The organism is Luteolibacter sp. AS25, assembly GCF_046736275.1.
Taxonomy (GTDB): Bacteria; Verrucomicrobiota; Verrucomicrobiia; order Verrucomicrobiales; family Akkermansiaceae; genus Luteolibacter.
In genome coordinates, this window is the sequence record NZ_CP151837.1 from 1,590,244 (window position 1) to 1,607,335 (window position 17,092).

Annotated in this window: 14 protein-coding genes; 6 read left to right on the forward strand and 8 right to left on the reverse strand. The window is 51.7% G+C overall.

The window, feature by feature from the left end; translation table 11 throughout:
* The first annotated feature begins 3 nt into the window (after positions 1 to 3).
* Positions 4 to 1,845: a glutamine--fructose-6-phosphate transaminase (isomerizing) gene (gene glmS / locus AAGA79_RS07375; RefSeq protein WP_411828129.1), complete on the forward strand. Its 1,842-nt coding sequence runs from the start codon at positions 4 to 6 to the stop codon at positions 1,843 to 1,845.
* Between the two features lie 104 nt (positions 1,846 to 1,949).
* On the opposite strand, the gene AAGA79_RS07380 is transcribed toward glmS, so the two are convergent.
* From AAGA79_RS07380 to rsmD, 7 genes are all read right to left on the reverse strand, one after another.
* Positions 1,950 to 3,233 carry an O-acetylhomoserine aminocarboxypropyltransferase/cysteine synthase family protein gene (locus AAGA79_RS07380; RefSeq protein ID WP_411828130.1) on the reverse strand — a complete coding sequence of 428 codons (1,284 nt, stop codon included), beginning with the start codon at positions 3,231 to 3,233 and terminating at the stop codon, positions 1,950 to 1,952.
* Positions 3,234 to 3,283: 50 nt separating this feature from the next.
* Complete coding sequence (locus AAGA79_RS07385; RefSeq protein WP_411828131.1) at positions 3,284 to 4,078, reverse strand: tetratricopeptide repeat protein; 795 nt, start codon at positions 4,076 to 4,078, stop codon at positions 3,284 to 3,286.
* A 20-nt stretch (positions 4,079 to 4,098) separates the two neighbouring features.
* The gene (locus AAGA79_RS07390) at positions 4,099 to 5,697 is read right to left on the reverse strand and encodes an esterase/lipase family protein (protein ID WP_411828132.1); all 1,599 of its coding nucleotides are present in this window, start codon (positions 5,695 to 5,697) and stop codon (positions 4,099 to 4,101) included.
* Between the two features lie 123 nt (positions 5,698 to 5,820).
* Positions 5,821 to 7,128: a bifunctional UDP-3-O-[3-hydroxymyristoyl] N-acetylglucosamine deacetylase/3-hydroxyacyl-ACP dehydratase gene (locus AAGA79_RS07395; RefSeq protein ID WP_411828133.1), complete on the reverse strand. Its 1,308-nt coding sequence runs from the start codon at positions 7,126 to 7,128 to the stop codon at positions 5,821 to 5,823.
* 60 nt (positions 7,129 to 7,188) lie between these two features.
* Positions 7,189 to 9,195, reverse strand: coding sequence for a hypothetical protein (locus AAGA79_RS07400; RefSeq protein ID WP_411828134.1), 2,007 nt, complete (start codon positions 9,193 to 9,195; stop codon positions 7,189 to 7,191).
* Positions 9,188 to 10,486, reverse strand: coding sequence for a 3-deoxy-D-manno-octulosonic acid transferase (locus tag AAGA79_RS07405; protein ID WP_411828135.1), 1,299 nt, complete (start codon positions 10,484 to 10,486; stop codon positions 9,188 to 9,190). The genes AAGA79_RS07400 and AAGA79_RS07405 overlap by 8 nt, the downstream gene beginning before the upstream one ends.
* A 2-nt stretch (positions 10,487 to 10,488) precedes the next feature.
* On the reverse strand, positions 10,489 to 11,037 hold the full coding sequence (gene rsmD / locus AAGA79_RS07410; RefSeq protein ID WP_411828136.1) for a 16S rRNA (guanine(966)-N(2))-methyltransferase RsmD: 549 nt from the start codon (positions 11,035 to 11,037) through the stop codon (positions 10,489 to 10,491).
* A gap of 105 nt (positions 11,038 to 11,142) precedes the next feature.
* On the opposite strand from rsmD, the gene AAGA79_RS07415 reads away from it, so the two are divergent.
* From AAGA79_RS07415 to ptsP, 4 genes are all read left to right on the forward strand, one after another.
* Positions 11,143 to 11,550 carry a serine/threonine protein phosphatase gene (locus tag AAGA79_RS07415; protein WP_411828137.1) on the forward strand — a complete coding sequence of 136 codons (408 nt, stop codon included), beginning with the start codon at positions 11,143 to 11,145 and terminating at the stop codon, positions 11,548 to 11,550.
* Between the two features lie 3 nt (positions 11,551 to 11,553).
* The gene (locus AAGA79_RS07420; RefSeq protein ID WP_411828138.1) at positions 11,554 to 12,369 is read left to right on the forward strand and encodes a PP2C family protein-serine/threonine phosphatase; all 816 of its coding nucleotides are present in this window, start codon (positions 11,554 to 11,556) and stop codon (positions 12,367 to 12,369) included.
* A 178-nt stretch (positions 12,370 to 12,547) separates the two neighbouring features.
* Entirely contained in the window at positions 12,548 to 13,567 is a 1,020-nt protein-coding gene (locus AAGA79_RS07425; RefSeq protein WP_411828139.1) for a glutamine synthetase beta-grasp domain-containing protein, read from the forward strand.
* Positions 13,568 to 13,725: 158 nt separating this feature from the next.
* Positions 13,726 to 15,492: a phosphoenolpyruvate--protein phosphotransferase gene (ptsP, locus tag AAGA79_RS07430; protein WP_411828140.1), complete on the forward strand. Its 1,767-nt coding sequence runs from the start codon at positions 13,726 to 13,728 to the stop codon at positions 15,490 to 15,492.
* Positions 15,493 to 15,507: 15 nt separating this feature from the next.
* Here ptsP and pyrE read toward each other — a convergent pair whose 3' ends face one another.
* Positions 15,508 to 16,074, reverse strand: a complete 567-nt coding sequence (gene pyrE / locus AAGA79_RS07435; RefSeq protein ID WP_411828141.1) for an orotate phosphoribosyltransferase — start codon at positions 16,072 to 16,074, stop codon at positions 15,508 to 15,510.
* 128 nt (positions 16,075 to 16,202) lie between these two features.
* Between pyrE and ilvE the strand changes: the two genes are divergently transcribed.
* Entirely contained in the window at positions 16,203 to 17,072 is an 870-nt protein-coding gene (gene ilvE / locus AAGA79_RS07440; protein WP_411828142.1) for a branched-chain-amino-acid transaminase, read from the forward strand.
* The last annotated feature ends 20 nt before the right edge of the window (positions 17,073 to 17,092 follow it).

Genomic DNA, 17,092 nt, shown 5'->3' on the forward strand with positions numbered 1-17,092 from the left:
ATTATGTGTGGAATTGTAGGATATTTAGGAAAAGCGAACGCAGCTTCTGTGCTGATCAGCGGTCTCAAGAGACTGGAATACCGCGGGTATGATTCGGCAGGCCTTGCGCTGATTGATAATGAACAGATTCTTGTTTCGAAAGCGGCGGGCAAAGTCGCAAATCTGAACGAGAGAGCGCATACCAACTGGGATCCGGAGCTTTTCGAACGGGCTGCTACAGGGATTGCGCACACACGCTGGGCCACTCATGGACCGCCAACGGAAGTAAATGCGCATCCGCATCTGGATCAGACAGGAGATATTGCACTGGTTCACAATGGTATCATTGAAAACTATCGCGCATTGCGAGCTAGGTTGGAGGGTAAAGGTCACCATTTCGCTTCCGAGACTGATACAGAGGTGCTCGCTCATTTGATCGGTGATTGTGATAACGGAGATCTATTTCAGGCTGTTTGTGATGCTCTGAGCCAAGTGGAAGGAACCTTTGGAGTTGCTGTGATTTCCAGCCGTGAGCCGGATAAAATCATTACCGCCCGCAGAGGTAGCCCGATTGTGATCGGAATCGGCGATGGTGAGGCAATCATCGCCTCGGATGCATCGGCGATCGTAGCCCACACGCAGCGTGTGATCTACCTTGATGACAACGATATTGCGATCGTTACAGCGGATTCAGTCGATGTGCGGGATCTCAATAATATCCCGGTAACCCGCGAGATTGCCGAGCTTGGTCTGGACGCTGGTGCTACAGAGAAAGGTGGTTTCGAGCATTTCATGCTGAAGGAAATCCATGAGCAACCGGAGGCGCTTTCAAATGCGATCCGTGGTCGTCTGGACCTTCATCTCGGGTCCTCAGTGCTTGCTGGAATGGGGACTTCCCAGCGGGAACTTGCGGAGCTGGGTAGGGTGGTCATGGTTGCCTGTGGCACATCTTTGCACGCATCGATGGTTGGTGAATACGCTTTCGAAGATCTTGCCGATATTCATGCAGAGGTTCAGCAAGCTGCAGAGTTCCGTTACCGAAACCCAATTCTCGGGAACAGGGACTTTGTCATCGCTATTTCACAATCCGGAGAGACAGCGGATACCTTGGCTGCGGTGAAAGAGGCGCAACAGAAGGGTGCGTTCGTAATGAGTTTGGTAAACGTGGTAGGCTCCACTATCGCACGGGAAACAGGTAGGGGTGTGTATCTTCACGCTGGTCCTGAGATTTCCGTGGCTTCCACGAAAGCGTTTACCTGTCAGGTAAGCGTTTTGCTGATGATGGCTCTTAAACTGGGCCGCGGTCGTCGCTTTTCACGTGAGGAAGGTTTGAAAATTGCCCGCGAAATCGAAATTATTCCCGAACTGGTTGCCCAGGTTATTAGAAAAAATGACCTGATTGCTGAGATTGCGGAAGGATATGTCAAAGATGAGCACGCTTTCTTCATCGGACGTGGTCCGATGTATCCGGTGGCTCTGGAAGGAGCGCTGAAGCTGAAGGAGATTTCCTACATTCATGCGGAGGGCTATCATGCGGCAGAACTCAAGCATGGTCCGATCGCGCTTCTACAACCTGGAACTCCTGTAATTGCAGTCGCATGCGAAGGTCCGGCGAAAGATAAGACTCTTGGAAACGTGGAAGAGTGCCGTGCACGCGGTGCCAAGATTCTAGGAATTGTGACCGAAGGTGATACCGAGGCGGAAGAGGTCATGGATGACTTCATTTCCGTCCCTAGGGCCCATCCGCTGGTTGCTACTATTCCTGCCGTGGTAGCGCTGCAACTGTTCTCCTATCACGTGGCAAGACTTCGCGGATGCGAAATCGACCAACCGAGAAATCTGGCGAAAAGCGTTACGGTAGAGTGATTTTTAATCGAATCCGTATTCGGGCACTCAACTCGGCCTGATATGGATTCCGACCAAAAAGGGGCGGTCGTGTAAACGATCGCCCCTTTTCTATTAGGTAGTGATTAGGCTCTATTCAGCGCCTGATCGATATCCGCGAGGATATCCTCGATGTCTTCGATCCCGACAGACAGACGGATCATTTCAGGTGGGATACCGCCCGCTACCTGGGCTTCCGCGCTGAGTTGCGAGTGGGTGGTGCTAGCTGGATGGATGGCCAGCGATTTTGCATCACCTACGTTTGCGAGGTGTGAAAAGAGCTCAAGGGATTCAATGAATTTTTTGCCGGCATCAGCTCCGCCCTTGATGCCGAATACGACCATTGGACCGCCTTTCCCTTGGAGATACTTTTTGTTTTTTTCAAATTCTGGATCTGATTCCAAGCCTGGGTAGCGAACCCACTCAACCATCTCGTTTGCCGAGAGATGCTTGGCGACTGCCAGAGAGTTTTCGCAATGGCGCTCCATGCGTAGGGGGAGTGTCTCGACCCCCTGAAGAATGGCCCATGCATTGTCGGGGGATAGGCAGGCTCCCAGATTTCGAAGGGGGCCGGTGCGCATACGGAGGATAAATGCCAGCGGTGCGAGGGGCTCCGGTAAGTCGTGTCCCCAGCGGAGGCCATGATAGGAGGAATCCGGCTCATCGAATAGAGGATGCTTGCCGCCAGCCCAGTTGAATTTTCCGCTGTCGATGACGATGCCACCGATGGAAGTGCCGTGGCCGCCGAGCCATTTTGTAAGCGAGTGATTTACGATATCCGCGCCGTATTCCATCGGACGGAGGAGTGCTGGAGTTGTGAAAGTGGAGTCTACAACAAGAGGAAGACCAAGCGAGTGGGCCGAATCCGCTACTGCCTGAATATCGGAAATCTCGAGCGCTGGATTGGAGACTGTTTCCAGAAAGAATGCCCGGGTTTTATCGTCGGCAGCAGCCGCGAAATTAGCGGGTTCATTCGAGTCGACGAACCGGACTTCGATGCCCAGTTGTGGAAGGATATTGGCAAACTGTGTGTAAGATCCGCCGTAAAGATTCCGGGCGGAGACGATATTGTCGCCGGCCTGCGCAAGGTTGATGATCGTATTGAAAATAGCCGCTGTGCCGGAGGCATGGGCCAGACCACCCATTTCAGGTGCGCCTTCAAGGAGTGCGATGCGCTTTTCGAGCACATCATTGGTAGGATTCATCAAACGGGAATAAATATTTCCCAATTCCTTAAGTGCGAAGAGGTTCGCGGCATGCTCTGTGGAGTTGAAAACGAATGAGGCGGTGCGGTAAATTGGGACGGCACGTGAGTTGGTATCGGAATCCGGCTTGTGGCCGCCGTGGAGGCAAACGGTATTGAGTTTCATGAACAACCAAGATGCCAAGGGAGCCTATGAAGGCAAGATAGAGTTCGCGATTATCTTACCAATTCTACGGAATTTTCCGGAAGCCAGCAGGTCTCGTTATTGAGAAGCTGGACATGAAACCAATTGTCCCGCTTCTCCATCACCCCGAATTCAGTTCCGGTATGTAGAGGCGAGTCAAAAGCATTGGCATAAATCATCCCATTCCCCTGGCGGGCAATGATTTCGCGTTCCACTACCACGCCGTCAATCGAGTTATCCCAGCGATTTACGGTCGAAAGCAGCGATATCCCAAAAACAAGGGCTACAGCTGAGGTGATGGCGATGCCGGTATAGGCGATTTTTGATCTTTTCGAAAAAAGCCGGGCTGCAAGCATCCAGAAAACAACATTTGCGATGACGAAAACAGACAAACGGAGTGTGAAGGGCCAATCGTGCCAGAATGTGACAAACTCTCGGAAAGCCTGAAGACGGGAGGGCGGAAGTTCATCAACCACCAGTCCACGCAGGTATTTCAGATTATGGGTTGCATCGGCATTGGTGGGATCCAGAGAGATAGCCCTTTGATAGTGGAGGACAGCATAGCCGTTCTGTCCGCTCTGGAAATAGGCGTTTGCCAGATTGATGTGAAGGGCAGGGGATCTGACTCCCTGATCAAGCATCAGCTGATATTTCAGTATCGCCTTCCCGTAAAGCTCCTGAGCTTTGGTTGGATCAGTTAATGCCGCTTTGTTTGCTTCTGAAAACTGCGCATTGGCCTCCTCGAATACCCTCTGTGAATTCTGTGCTGGTGAGGCAGTCAGGAAACCCAGACTGACAAATAGCGTGATAAGGATGGCTTTGAACATTAACAGTCTTCTATACGGGGTCAATTTTCAGTTCCTAGCACGTTTTCTTCTTTCAGGTGTAGTAGAAGGATGCGCTTCACCTCCTCTGAAGCTTCCTTGTTGTTGGGCACACTGTGATTGGATGGAACTATGAGTTCTGAGGCAACGGGCTCCACATGGGACGACCAGTAGGGAACTACTCCATCGCTGCTTTTCGGAGTATCTCCATGGCCTTTGTCTCCCATGATCGAGTGGAAGGTCATACTTTTTGGCAGCGGCATTTCCTTCAGTCCCTGGAAGCCAGCATAGCGTGGAGAAAGGGTGCTGATGGATGTGGGAGGTTTTACCTCTGTGGACTCAAGATCACCGGAAAGACCTTCCTGTGCGGTCTGCAAGGTAGCGTCGAGGAGGCCGACTGTCAGGGTCTTCGGTAGACGGATCAAATTGGAGAGCAGACCTGTTCCACGGAAGTTTGCCGCAGGACTGCCCTGGTGCGGAACTGCCATGAAGACCACTCGTTTTGGGTCAGTCAGAGGTTCGTAGAGCAATCCCTCTCTAAGGAGTTCACGTGTCTCGGATTTGATTTTGAGCGAGCCAAATGGTTTTTTGAAATGCGCATTGTAGAGTTTTTGGCCGGGTTCGCTGACGGCTGTGCGAGTGAGCAATCCGCCCATGGAATGGGAGAGGATGACCATTTTATTGAGCTTGTCGTCCGGACCTTTCGATCGGGCGAAGTTCGCGGCATCGCCCATGTTCTGTCTGAAAAGCATGGCGCTGTAGAGCCATGGCGTACCAGTAGGGTAGTTATAAAGCCAGATTTGATAATGATCGCGGAACCAAGGCTGGGAAGAGAGGTCATTTACGATATCCCGATAGGCATCAGGGCTGGAATACAGGCCGTGGACCATGACTACTGGAATCTTGTCAGGCTCGTATGGCTGCACGAAGAAGAGACCTGTTTCCTGGGTGTAACGCTCTGGTAGCAGCACGTTCTGAATGCGTAGATTGTCCAGATCGCACATATACCAGAAGAAATCGATAGGTGCGGTCCAGTCTGCCGCGAGTTGATGCTCAACCCGGCCGACCTTGTAATTATTCGAATCCCAGCGTTTTTCGAAATGCCATTGGGGAACTTCGGTACTGAAATCGAGGACAGCCGTCAGATTGTATGGTTGTCCGTTGGGAGGATGGAAAGGTTTACGAGGGACGCCTACAGGGCTGGTTGCAGTCCATCCAACTACTGGAATACCGATTCCGGCGATGTTTTGGTGACGTTTCTCCGAATGAATTTTTACCTCTGAAGCGGGGAACAGAGCATCAATTTCAGTGAGGTCCTTATTGAAATCATCGGAAATGGAGAGAGCCGTGCCAATCCCTGATGCCTTCGAGCTGATGTCTCCACCTCCACAACGGATTTTGTCGAAAAGTATGCGGACTGATTCATTGTAAGCCACTTGTGCAGCGGGCCACTCCGCTTTGCGGCTGGTATCGGCGAGGATATTCCAATTATTACGGGCTATCTCCAAGGTGGCCGGGGCTGGCTCTCGGGAAGCGATGGGGAGAAACCTGCAGACGGGAGGTTGGGGTGCTCCACAATGGCAGAGCAAAAGCGAAACGAGAAAGAGTGAAAGAATCCGCATAGGTGTGGGAAAAGAAGTAGTGGAAGTGCTCACGGACACCAATCGAAAAAATCCCCACAGCTTTTGGCCGTGGAGATTTATGGAAATTGAAAGAACAGTGCCCGAATGCCGGACTAGCTCCTGCTATCGATCGAAAAGAGCAAACTTGAGGTCCGCCTCGGAGACGACTTCGCCGTTGACCAGGCATCGGCAGGAAGTCTGACCGATATTTCCCCGCACCTTCGTGGTTTTGGCCTCGGTGATGAGAGTATCGCCAGGCATAACCGGTTTCCGCCATTTGACGTTGTTTGCACTGAGGAAGTAGCCGATTTTCCCGAGGTTCTCCGGCTTGCGAAGCATGAGAATCGATGAAACCTGAGCCATTCCTTCAAGCTGGAGAACACCCGGCATGATCGGGTGGCCCGGGAAATGACCCTGGAAGTATGGCTCATTGATGGAGACGTTCTTGAGAGCAGTGCAGTTGTCCTCACCGAAGTCGATCACACGGTCAACCATCAGCATCGGGTAACGGTGCGGAAGAATTCTCATGACCTCATTGACATCAAGTACGCTTTCGCCATCAGGGATACTGATCGGGGCAGGAACCATCGCGCGCATACGCTCGTATTCACGCTTGAGGGTGGATGCCATTTTTGTATTCGGACCGTGGCCGGGTTTAACCGCGATCACGTGGCCAAGAATGCGTTTACCGGAAAGCATGAAGTCGCCGATTAGATCGAGTGCTTTATGCCGGGCGAACTCGTTGTTGAAACGGACCGGCTCCTTCGACATAACTTGCTCGCCACGGATGACGACAGCGCTTTCCAGAGAGCCGCCCTTGATGAGGCCTTTGTCGAGGAGTGGCTTAACGTCCTCGTAGTAAACAAATGTGCGGGCTGGAGCGATTTCGGTTTCGTAGGTTTCCGGTGTGACTTCAGAGGAGAAATATTGTGTGAACCGATTGTCCGGTCCTACGTTGGTAACCGATACCCGGAATGTTTTGGACGGGACGATGGTAATGATCGTGCCGTCGCCCATCTCCTGATGAATTGGTTCGCGGATTTCCCAAACCTTACGGGGGGCGTCTTGAGCGACGATGCCGGCTTTTTTAATGAGTTCCACGAATGGGGCTGCTGAACCATCGCCGATCGGAGGCTCGTTGGCATCCATTTCGATAATCGCATTGTCCACACCCATCCCTGTAAGCGCGGAAAGGACGTGCTCCACTGTGTGCACCTTCACGGAGCCTTCCGCGAGAGTGGTAGCGCGCTCAACGGTCTGGACTTTATCCACGTCTGCGTTGATGAACGGTTGGTCAGGGAGATCTACACGGCGGAATTTGAAGCCGTAATTCTCGGGGGCTGGCTTCAACGTCAGAGAGACTTTCTCTCCCGTATGGAGGGATGTTCCCTCAAGTGTAGCGGAATCTGCTAAGGTCTGTTGCTTGGACATAAAATTCTGAATTCAAAAGGCGTATCTCCATGAGGAGATACTTTGGAAAGCTATTGATGGCTATCTTGAGTGGTGGGACTCCGGTTCTGCCGGAGGAAGCGGGGTGGATGCTTCGGGTTTCTCCGGACTATTGTGGGAGGATGCTTCGGGATGCTCTACCTCTGGTGAAGGGGATGCTTCTGTGGTCTTCTCCACAGGGGCTACGGCGGCTGTAGGAGTTTCGGATTCGGGAGACTCCGGCACTTCTTTTTCCTGTTCTACCTCAACTGTAACTTCGGCCTCCTCGTCTTTGATTGCTTCGGAGACGGCGTCGGTGATTTTCTCGGCGACTTCAGCTACCAATCCGGCGGTGACTGCAATTGCATCCGAAACGATCTCTGCTGGAGTCTCGGCTTCGGTGGATTCCGGATCGGATTTAGGTGCTGGCTTGGCTTTCTTTTTCTTCGGCTCCTGAGGCTTTGGCTGCTCTTGGACGACGAGTAGATCGTCGGTGTAGAGTAGGATGTGGCCTTGTTGCAGTAACCAGAAAAGGTCTGCCGCGTATTCCTGTGGTGGCGCAGTGGCGCCTTCAGGAAGAAGTGCTTTCCATAGCCCTTCGAGTTTTGCAGGGGTGTTCTCACGGATCCATTTGACCATCTCGCCAGGGCGCGGAGCTAGAACCGCATCCGGGGCGAGTGAACTTGGGCGTGCCGGGCCCGTGTAGAGTTTTCCTTTGCGTTTGAATACGGGCATGTGCTCGGATTCCAGAACGCGGCAAACTCCCGGTATGATGATGGCAGGGTGCTTGCGGTGGTGATTGCCAGTTCCTTTGAGGCGAACCAAAAGGCCCGGAGAGAGGAATTTTCCGGCGATCGCGGCTGATACCTTGGCTTTGCGGGTGCGATTGAAGGCTTTTCCTAGAACATCGTTTGCCACGGCGCGTTCTGCTTCCGCACGGTCTGTGATCCAGATTTGTTCGGGTTGTTCTTCGGTTGGTTTTTCCTCTGCTGCAGGTTCTTCAATAGGATTCTCACCTGGAGTCTCTACTTCGGCGGATGATTCCGGAGCTTCTGCTGAGGTTTCCGGTTCGGCTGCTTCCGGAAGATCTGCCTTGGGTTCCTCGGCAGGTGTTTCCGGGATTTCGACTGGCGGCGCTTCTTCTGTGGTTTCAGCTACCGGTGTTGGCCCGTCTTTTTCCTGAGTCTTAGCTGCAGCAAGCTCGGCTTTTTTAGCTTTGATCTCTTCGTTGGTGAGAATGCGCCAGCGAGTCTGTGTTTTCATGGACTCCATCCATTCAGCTACCGCTTCTTCGGAACGCTCGGTGCGGACTTTTGCGGAATAGGCCTCGAAAGGCATGTTTGCAAAACGCTCGCGGTGGATGCGGCGTAGAGTCGTCTGATAGGCGTGATAGTTAGGCGGCCCCAGCCATTCACCGGAGATCCCGCAGCGTGCCACGGATTGGAAATTGCCCTTAGGCGGCTCCACTTCGATGGTAGATTCCTCTACGAAGCGTTCACGCCAATCCGCCTGAAGGAAGTGCCGGAGCGCTTCTTCTTTGGTGAGATAAATGGCGTCCTCGAATTTGCAGGAAAAGAAGGGTTCGTGTTTCTCGGAAATTTCGAACTGAGCGGTCATTCTCTTCCGCTCGGAAAGCATTGTCTGGGCGATATCGAAAAGCGAATAAACCCGTGCGACCTGATGGACTTCCTTGCAGATCAGTCGGATCGCTTCTTTCTCCGGGAAAAGTGACACGTTGACACCTTCGGCAGGTGCAATTTCTTCACGGGGCTCAGGGCGACCACGGCCACCTTGATCAAATCTGCGGCCTCTGCCGTCATTCCGGTTATCCCGCCCACGACCTCCGCCGCCGCCATCGTGACGATCGTCCCGCCTCCGTGGCTTGTATTCGCGCTCACCGCCGTCTTTGTATTTCTTTGGCTGATCATCGGATTTACCACGAGCCCAGGCTGGGCCGAGTGCGAATTGATCAAGGAGTCCTTCAAGGGGATTTGGTTTTTCGTCGCTCACGTTGGAGATTGAATAGGTGTTATATGGGAGAAAGTCGGTGGTTTCCCGAGATTCAGGCATGATCGGGAGTTTGTTGCAAGAAATTGAGATGTCGCTTTGTTGCTCCGTGGTGCTCGCTCAAGACAGAAAACGCTTTCGAAGTAAGTTTTTCAGCTTCCTCCGGCACCGTTGCGATGCGAATTGCCGAGGAGATTTCATCCGGGGTGCGGGCTGTGAGAACTGCGCCGGAAGAAATTAGATTCCGGACAAGCGGTTGGAAGTTTTGCATGTTGGGGCCAAGGATCAGCGGCTTGCGGGCCAGGATAGCTTCGGCTGGATTTTGCCCCCCCTTGGAGAGAAAAGATTTTCCGATGATGACAATATCCGCATGGGAGGTCCAAGTTGCCAGCTCTCCGGTGGTGTCTATTATCAGGACTGCCTTTTCTGTTTTTCGTTCTGGGGCAGAATCTGAAATATTTGTCCGGAGGGTGACTTGAAAACCCGCCTGGGTGAGTGTGGAGAGCACTTCTGATCTTCTTTCGGCGTGTCTGGGAACAATTACAGGAAGAGCTTCGGGGTTCGCGTTCCATATGGCTTCTGTGAGGAATACCTCTTCGCCTGGAAATGTGCTGGCCGCGAGAATGATAGGACGGTTTTCTCCGAATTCGGCGAGAATATCCGTGAATTCCTGGCTTTTTACCGGAGCAACGGTCGATTCTGTATCGAATTTGATGCTTCCTGTGTGGTGAATGTTCTGTGGAGCAATGCCGAGGCTTTGCCAGAGGGATGCATGTTCTATTTCCTGAATGCACACAGATGAGATTTTCGAGAAAAACGGACGAAGAATTGGTGCGAATCTGAGGAATCTGCGTGACGAGCGTGGCGAGACCCTCGCATTGGCGAGCTTCACGGGGATCTGCTGGTTATTCGCGATCCGCAGGAAGTTCGGCCAAATATCACCTTCGAGAAGTATAAATTGGGAGGGCTCGAAGCGGCGGAGGTAGTTTCCGATCATCCATGGGAAATCGAGAGGAATGTAGGTAACCCTCAATTGCGGGAGATGCTGGCCTACTGCGAGGTCATGTGCGGTGGATGTACCCACTGCGAGGACGATCCGTGTATCAGGAAATTGAGAAGACCATTCCCTGATAAGCTTTAGTGCAAGGATCGTCTCCCCGACACTAATCGCGTGAAAATGAACCGCACCCGATGGCTCAAAATCCGGGGCCGAGGTATATATACCTATCCGCTCTTGAAGTCCGCTGCCGAAACCACCTCTCCGGAGCATTTTCAAAAGCCATCCCGGAAACGCCAGGATAAACAGAACCGGCAATAGCAGGCGGTAGAGGGAGATTGTCAGCAGTTCCTTCATCCCTACGGGTGTTTGAAAACGAGTATGGTGCTACTGCCGTATTCGCGACGGTCCAAGAGCTGAAGGACGGGGGATTCCGGGGTGGACTGGGCGGTAGATATTTCTGCCACGAAGTGACCTCCCTTTTCCAGACGCTCCGGTAGGGCGGGAAGAGCCAGAAGGTTTTTTACATGATCCGTATCTCCATAATGTTTCCAGTAGGGAGGATCAGCAAAAATGAGATCATAGGTGGCAGGGTCCCTTTTTAGAAACTGGAGGGAATCGGATTTGACCACTCGACCTCCTTCAAGACGGGCTTTCTCGAGGTTTTCCTGAACAGTGGAAGTCGAATTTCTGTGTTCGTCGACGAAGACACAGGAAGAAGCACCGCGACTCAGTGCTTCAAGTCCGATAGCTCCGGAACCGCAAAAAAGATCCAGAACACGTGCATCGAACACCGTGTCTCCAAGCATCGAGAAAATTGCCTGGCGGACATAGTCGGTGGTCGGTCGAGCCACTGCGCGTGGCACCTTGATTGCGATGCGTCCTGCTTTCCCCGCGATGATTCTCATGTGTCAGGGCAGGTTAAGTTTTAAACCTCAAAGCTCAAGAAAGACTTGTGAAACGACTTTCACAAATAGGTTTTCAAGAAGTGGGAACGATGTAGGGTTAGCGCGATGTCGATAGAGCCTATCAAGGATGGTTTGAGATCGCATGTGCGCATTGATTTCTACGGTCATGTTCACAAGCGGATGAAAGGTACTGGGGTGGAGGAACGCTACGCAAAGGAAGTGGAGGTTCTGAAAGTCCTGGAGGAGCGAGGCTGCCCGTATGTTCCCAAAGTTATTGAGGAACATCCGGAGGAGTTTTATTTTGTCTCAACCAACTGCGGGAGACCCGCACCACAAATCTCAAAGGCAAAGTCCGATAAACTCTATGCGGAACTCGAGAGAGACTATGGTGTCAGGCATCTGGATGCGGAACCTAGGAATATTACCTACAACGATAAAATGGGGAGATTCTGCATCATCGATTTCGAGTTAGCGGAGATACTTCCAAATCCGAACACCGCTTCCGGAGATTGAATTGTGGATAAGAAAATTTCGATTCGATGGGCGGCCTTGTCCCAAAGTGGCACCAAAAATCCTGAGAACGAAGATTCCTGGATAGCATTTTCTTCCGATGCAAAAGCTTCCACCCGCCTTGCGGAGTCAGGGGAAATGTTGCTGGAGTTGAGTGATTTGGTCTTTGCCGTATCCGATGGAATGGGCGGGGGAAATGCGGGCGAGATAGCCTCCAGCCTGATCCTCGAGCAACTTGCAGAAAGGATTCCGGAAACGTTTCGTGCTGCTGCTGCCGGTTTTTTCCCTGACTCGATTTCCCACCTTGCGGATGTAATCAGACGCGTAAATGAGGAAATCAACCGGATAGGTGAGGAGTCTGAAAACAACAAAGGTATGTCCGCGACCTTGGCCCTGTCCTGGTTTTCACCGGAGAACATGTATCTGGCGAACATCGGAGACTCGAGGGTCTATCGGTGTCGGGCGGAAAAAATCGAGCAGGTGAGCAAGGATCACACTGCCGCATGGGCATCCTGGAAGCGTGGCGATATCCGTGAAGTTGAATACAGGAGTCATCCTCGTCGCTCCGCTCTGTACGAGGTAATGGGAGGTGGGCATGAAAACGTATTTCCATTTTTTGCCGCGATTCCATTTATGGAAGGAGACCGCTTCCTACTTTGCTCGGATGGCCTGATCGATGGCGTTTGGGAGAGACATATTGGGGAGTCCTTAATGGATTCAGCGACTCCCGAGGAATGTTGCTCGGCACTGTTGAAAAGAGCTGTGGCCAACTCGGGTATCGACGATACGACGCTGATAGTAATACATATTGGCGCCATCTAACAGGTGGTGTTTTACAAGTCCCGTGCAATCCGCTACTCAAGCATTTCCACCAAGGCAGATGTGTCAGGACTGGCACAGACTTTGCTTTAATTCCTTTACCAGTGCAGCAGGCGAATGAATCCTCATCGCCAGCGGCCTGGGAAAACCATCGCTAACCACGAATAGAAACATAGAAAACATGGCTAAATACGTACTCGAATACCTCTGGCTGGACGGATACACACCCGTTCCTAACCTCCGCGGAAAATCACAGGTCAAAGAATTTGACTCCTTCCCAGCGCTCGAAGATCTACCAATGTGGGGATTCGACGGTAGCTCCACCCAACAAGCAGAAGGCGGTAGCTCCGATTGTATGCTTAAGCCAGTAGCAGTTTATCCGGATTCCGCTCGTCGTAACGGTGCGATCGTCATGTGCGAAGTCATGATGCCGGATGGTGAAACTCCACACCCTACAAACTCACGTGCTACCATCCTTGACGATCCTGATACATGGTTCGGCTTCGAGCAGGAATATTTCCTTATGAAAGATGGTGTGCCTCTCGGTTTCCCAACAGGTGGATATCCTGGTCCACAAGGTGAATACTACTGTGGCGTAGGCTACAAAAACGTTGGTGGTATCGCCCGCACAATCGTTAACGAGCACCTTGATCTCTGCCTCGATTGCGGCATCAACCACGAGGGCATCAATGCCGAGGTTGCCAAAGGTCAATGGGAATTCCAAATCTTCGGCAAAGGCTCCAAGCGTGCTGCTGACCAAATTTGGGTAGCTCGCTATCTCCTTCAGCGTCTGTGTGAAGAATACGGAGTGGATGTTGAATACCATTGCAAACCGATCCAAGGCGACTGGAATGGTTCCGGTATGCATGCGAACTTCTCAACCAAATACCTTCGTGAAGTTGGCGGTAAAACCTACTTTGACGCGCTTATGGCTAAATTCGGTGAGAATGTTGAAGAACACATCGCTGTTTATGGACCAGATAACCACAAACGTTTGACCGGTCTTCACGAAACACAATCCATCGACAAGTTCTCATGGGGTGTTGCCGACCGTGGTGCATCAATCCGCGTTCCGCATAGCTTCGCTAAAGGAGACAAATGGCAGGGTTACCTCGAAGACCGCCGTCCGAACTCCCAAGGTGATCCATACCAGATCGCTTCACGTATCCTCAAAACGATCGCAGAAGTTCCAACTCCTTAATTGGAAGTAATTTCTGAAGTTCAGATACTTTGAAACAAAGGCCGTCTTCCTCCGGGGAGGCGGCTTTTTGTTTCACCCCCTAAATTTCTCCAAGCAAAGGTCGTATTTTCTGAATACTTGCCTAAATTTGGTAAAACCTTCAGCGTTCGATCATTCAGATGGCAGCTTCTCCCAAGAAACCAGAAATCACGTATAGCGGAATTCCCGCTTCACCAGGGATAGCAATAGGGCCGATTCATGTCATTGCACGCGGCTTTTCGTCGCCAGAGATCTACCATATCTCGGAAAAATTAATCCCGGACGAACAAAAACGCTTCGAACAGGCAGTGGAACTCACGAAGCGTCAGCTGGTGGAGCTCCAGAAGCGCTTGGAATCACTTTCCGGGAACGATGATAGCGAGATCTTCGAAGCGCACGTGATGCTGTTGGAGGACAAAACGCTATTGAACAAGGTCTCCTCTGAAATCGAAAAGAGGAAACAGAACGCGGAGTATTCATTCTACGCGGTGATGCAGAACTTTCTGGAAGCCATGCGAAGGATCCCTGATCCTTACCTTCGCGAGCGAACCGCGGACATTGAAGATGTGTCCCAACGTGTTCTTAGGAATTTCCATCTGGATGATGAGCCCAACCATCATGAACCGGATGGAAAACACATCCTTCTCGCATACGATCTTTCCCCTTCGGATACAGCTTCGTCAAATCGCCGCAACTTGATGGGCTTCGCCACCGAGCAGGGCAGTGTGAACTCACACACCGCGATTCTCGCCAGATCATTCGGGGTGCCGGCAATTGTGGGATTAAATGCTTCGGTAATACAGGTGACGGCACTGACTCCGTGCATCCTTGACGGCTATTCGGGGAAGCTGATTCTAAATCCTACCGAGGAAACTTTCGAAAAATACGCTTCGATCGCCGCGAAAAAGGATAAGCTTCAAACCGAGTTGGATTCCAAGCGGGATGAAGCCACCGAAACCACGGATGGTCGCGAACTAACTTTATCGGCAAATATCGAATTTCTCGATGAGCTGAAACAGGTCAGCAAAAGTGGAGCAAAGGGAGTAGGACTTTACCGGACAGAGTTTCTCTTACTCAACGGCAAGGAAATGCCGGATGAATTCGAGCAAGCAGAGGCCTACCAGAAGGTCGTAAAAGAGGTGAAGGGGCACATGACCATCGTCCGGACGCTAGATTCCGGCGGGGACAAATTGCCCGTGGAACTTCTGACTGAACCTGAACCTAATCCGTTCCTTGGATGGCGTGGAATCAGGGTGTCCTTGGCCCGGCCTGGAATGTTCCGTGAGCAACTTCGCGCGATTTTGAGGGCGAGCGCTTTCGGGAAAATATCCGTTATGTTTCCCCTGGTTTCAGGGGTTTCGGAACTAATGGAGGCAAAGGAGCATCTGCTCCGCTGCATGGATGAGCTCAGCAAAGAAAATATAGCTTTTGATGCATATATTCCTGTCGGAGTAATGATCGAGGTGCCATCCGCGGCAGTTTGTGCCGATCTTCTGGCGCCGCATTGCGATTTCTTCTCAATCGGGACGAACGATCTGATCCAATACACAGTAGCAGTTGACCGGGTGAACCCGCATGTCGCAAAGCTCTACAAGCCTACCCATCCAGCTGTGATCCGCTTGATTAAAAATACAGTGGATGCCGGATCGAATCACGGCATCTGGACGGGGATCTGTGGTGAGATGGCTGGTGATATCAATGTTACACCACTTTTGATTGGTCTGGGCGTGGAGGAGCTTTCGGTTTCCCCGAAAATTCTGCCAAAGGTAGGTCAGGCGATACGCTCGTTAAGTTATGCTCAATGCGCCTCTGCTGCCGACGAAGCGCTGAAAAAGGCAAACTCCAGCGAGATCATGAATATCTCTCTGGAAATTGCCCGTGATCGCTACCCGGATTTGATGGAGTAAGAAGCTTCTTACCTGTCAGGAAAGAAGCGTGGTCCGTGTGAAGAGAGGAATTACTTCAATTCCTCTTTCTTCGATAGCCTGCCTTCCGCCTTCTTCACGATCAACGAGCACAATGGCGAATTTCACTGTGCCACCTGCTTTTTCGATGACATCGATAGCCTTCAAGGTTGAGCCGCCGGTTGTGATAACATCATCAACGACGATGACATTCTGTCCGGAGGCAAAGTTTCCTTCGATCTGTTTGCCTGCTCCGTGACCTTTTGGTTCCTTCCTGACTGTGTAGACCTGAAGGGCTTCGTCTGGATTTCTCCGTGCGGAGGCCATCCCGATCGATAGTGAGATCGGATCCGCACCAAGTGTCATGCCTCCGATGGACTGAATCGAAAGATTGTCTGCTACGATTTTCTCCCGAACTGCCGCCCAGCCAAGTTCTCCGATCAATGCGGCTCCGAAAGGATCCATCGCTGTGACCCGGCAATCGATGTAAAGATCTGATTTTTTGCCGGATGCGAGGGTGAACTCACCGGTGCGGACGGATTTTTCGAGAAGGAGAGCTTTGAGTGCTGCGGTATTTTCAGACATGGGTGGATTCTCAACAAATGGTGCGGAAGTTCCAATACGGAAGACTCTATTTTCGAGAAATTTTCATTCTACTCAATCATCCGCTTGCCACGCTGAACGGGGTGCATAGGATTCGGCTCTTAGAAAGCATGAAGATCTGGTTAGACGGCAAGTTGGTGGAGGAAAATGAAGCGAAAATTTCCGTGTTTGATCACGGTTTGCTCTATGGTGATGGAATTTTTGAAGGTATCCGCTTTTACAATGGAAGGGTCTTTCGTTTGGAAGAGCATATCACTCGTTTGTTCGATTCCGCGAAGGCGATTTTGATGAAGATGCCGTGGACGCAGGAAGAGGTCTGCAAATATACCTGCGAGACCATCGCTGCGAATGGACTGACCAATGGTTACGTCCGCCTGGTGATCACCCGCGGAGCGGGGGAGCTCGGCCTGAACCCTTATCAATGCCCGACTCCGTCGATGTTTATCATCGCATCTACCATCAAGCTTTATCCTGAGGAGCACTATCAGAATGGTCTGGCAATTATTACCTGTGCCACACGCCGCCCTGCACCGGCTGCACTTATGCCACAGGTTAAAAGCCTGAACTACCTGAACAACGTCATGGCAAAGGTCGAGGCGATCCAGGGTGGCGCTTTGGAAGCAGTCATGCTCAACGAACAGGGCTACGTGGCGGAGTGCACCGGAGATAACCTATTCTTGTTCAAAAACGGTGTTCTTTCCACTCCGCTTATTTCCGATGGCGCGCTGGACGGTATTACCCGCTCCGTAATCCTCGAAATCGCTGAGAAACTCGGCATCAAGGTCACCGAGCGTTCGCTTACCCGTTACGATATTTTCATCGCCGACGAGTGCTTCCTGACAGGCACCGCTGCGGAGGTAATTCCTGTTGTTTCTTTGGATCGCCGCGTAATCGGTGATGGTAAACCAGGTGTGCTCACCAAGCAGTTTCTCAAGGAATTTCATGAACTGGCGATGAATAGCGGGACTCCATTTGCCTGATGTGCTAGTTTGGTAAGTAA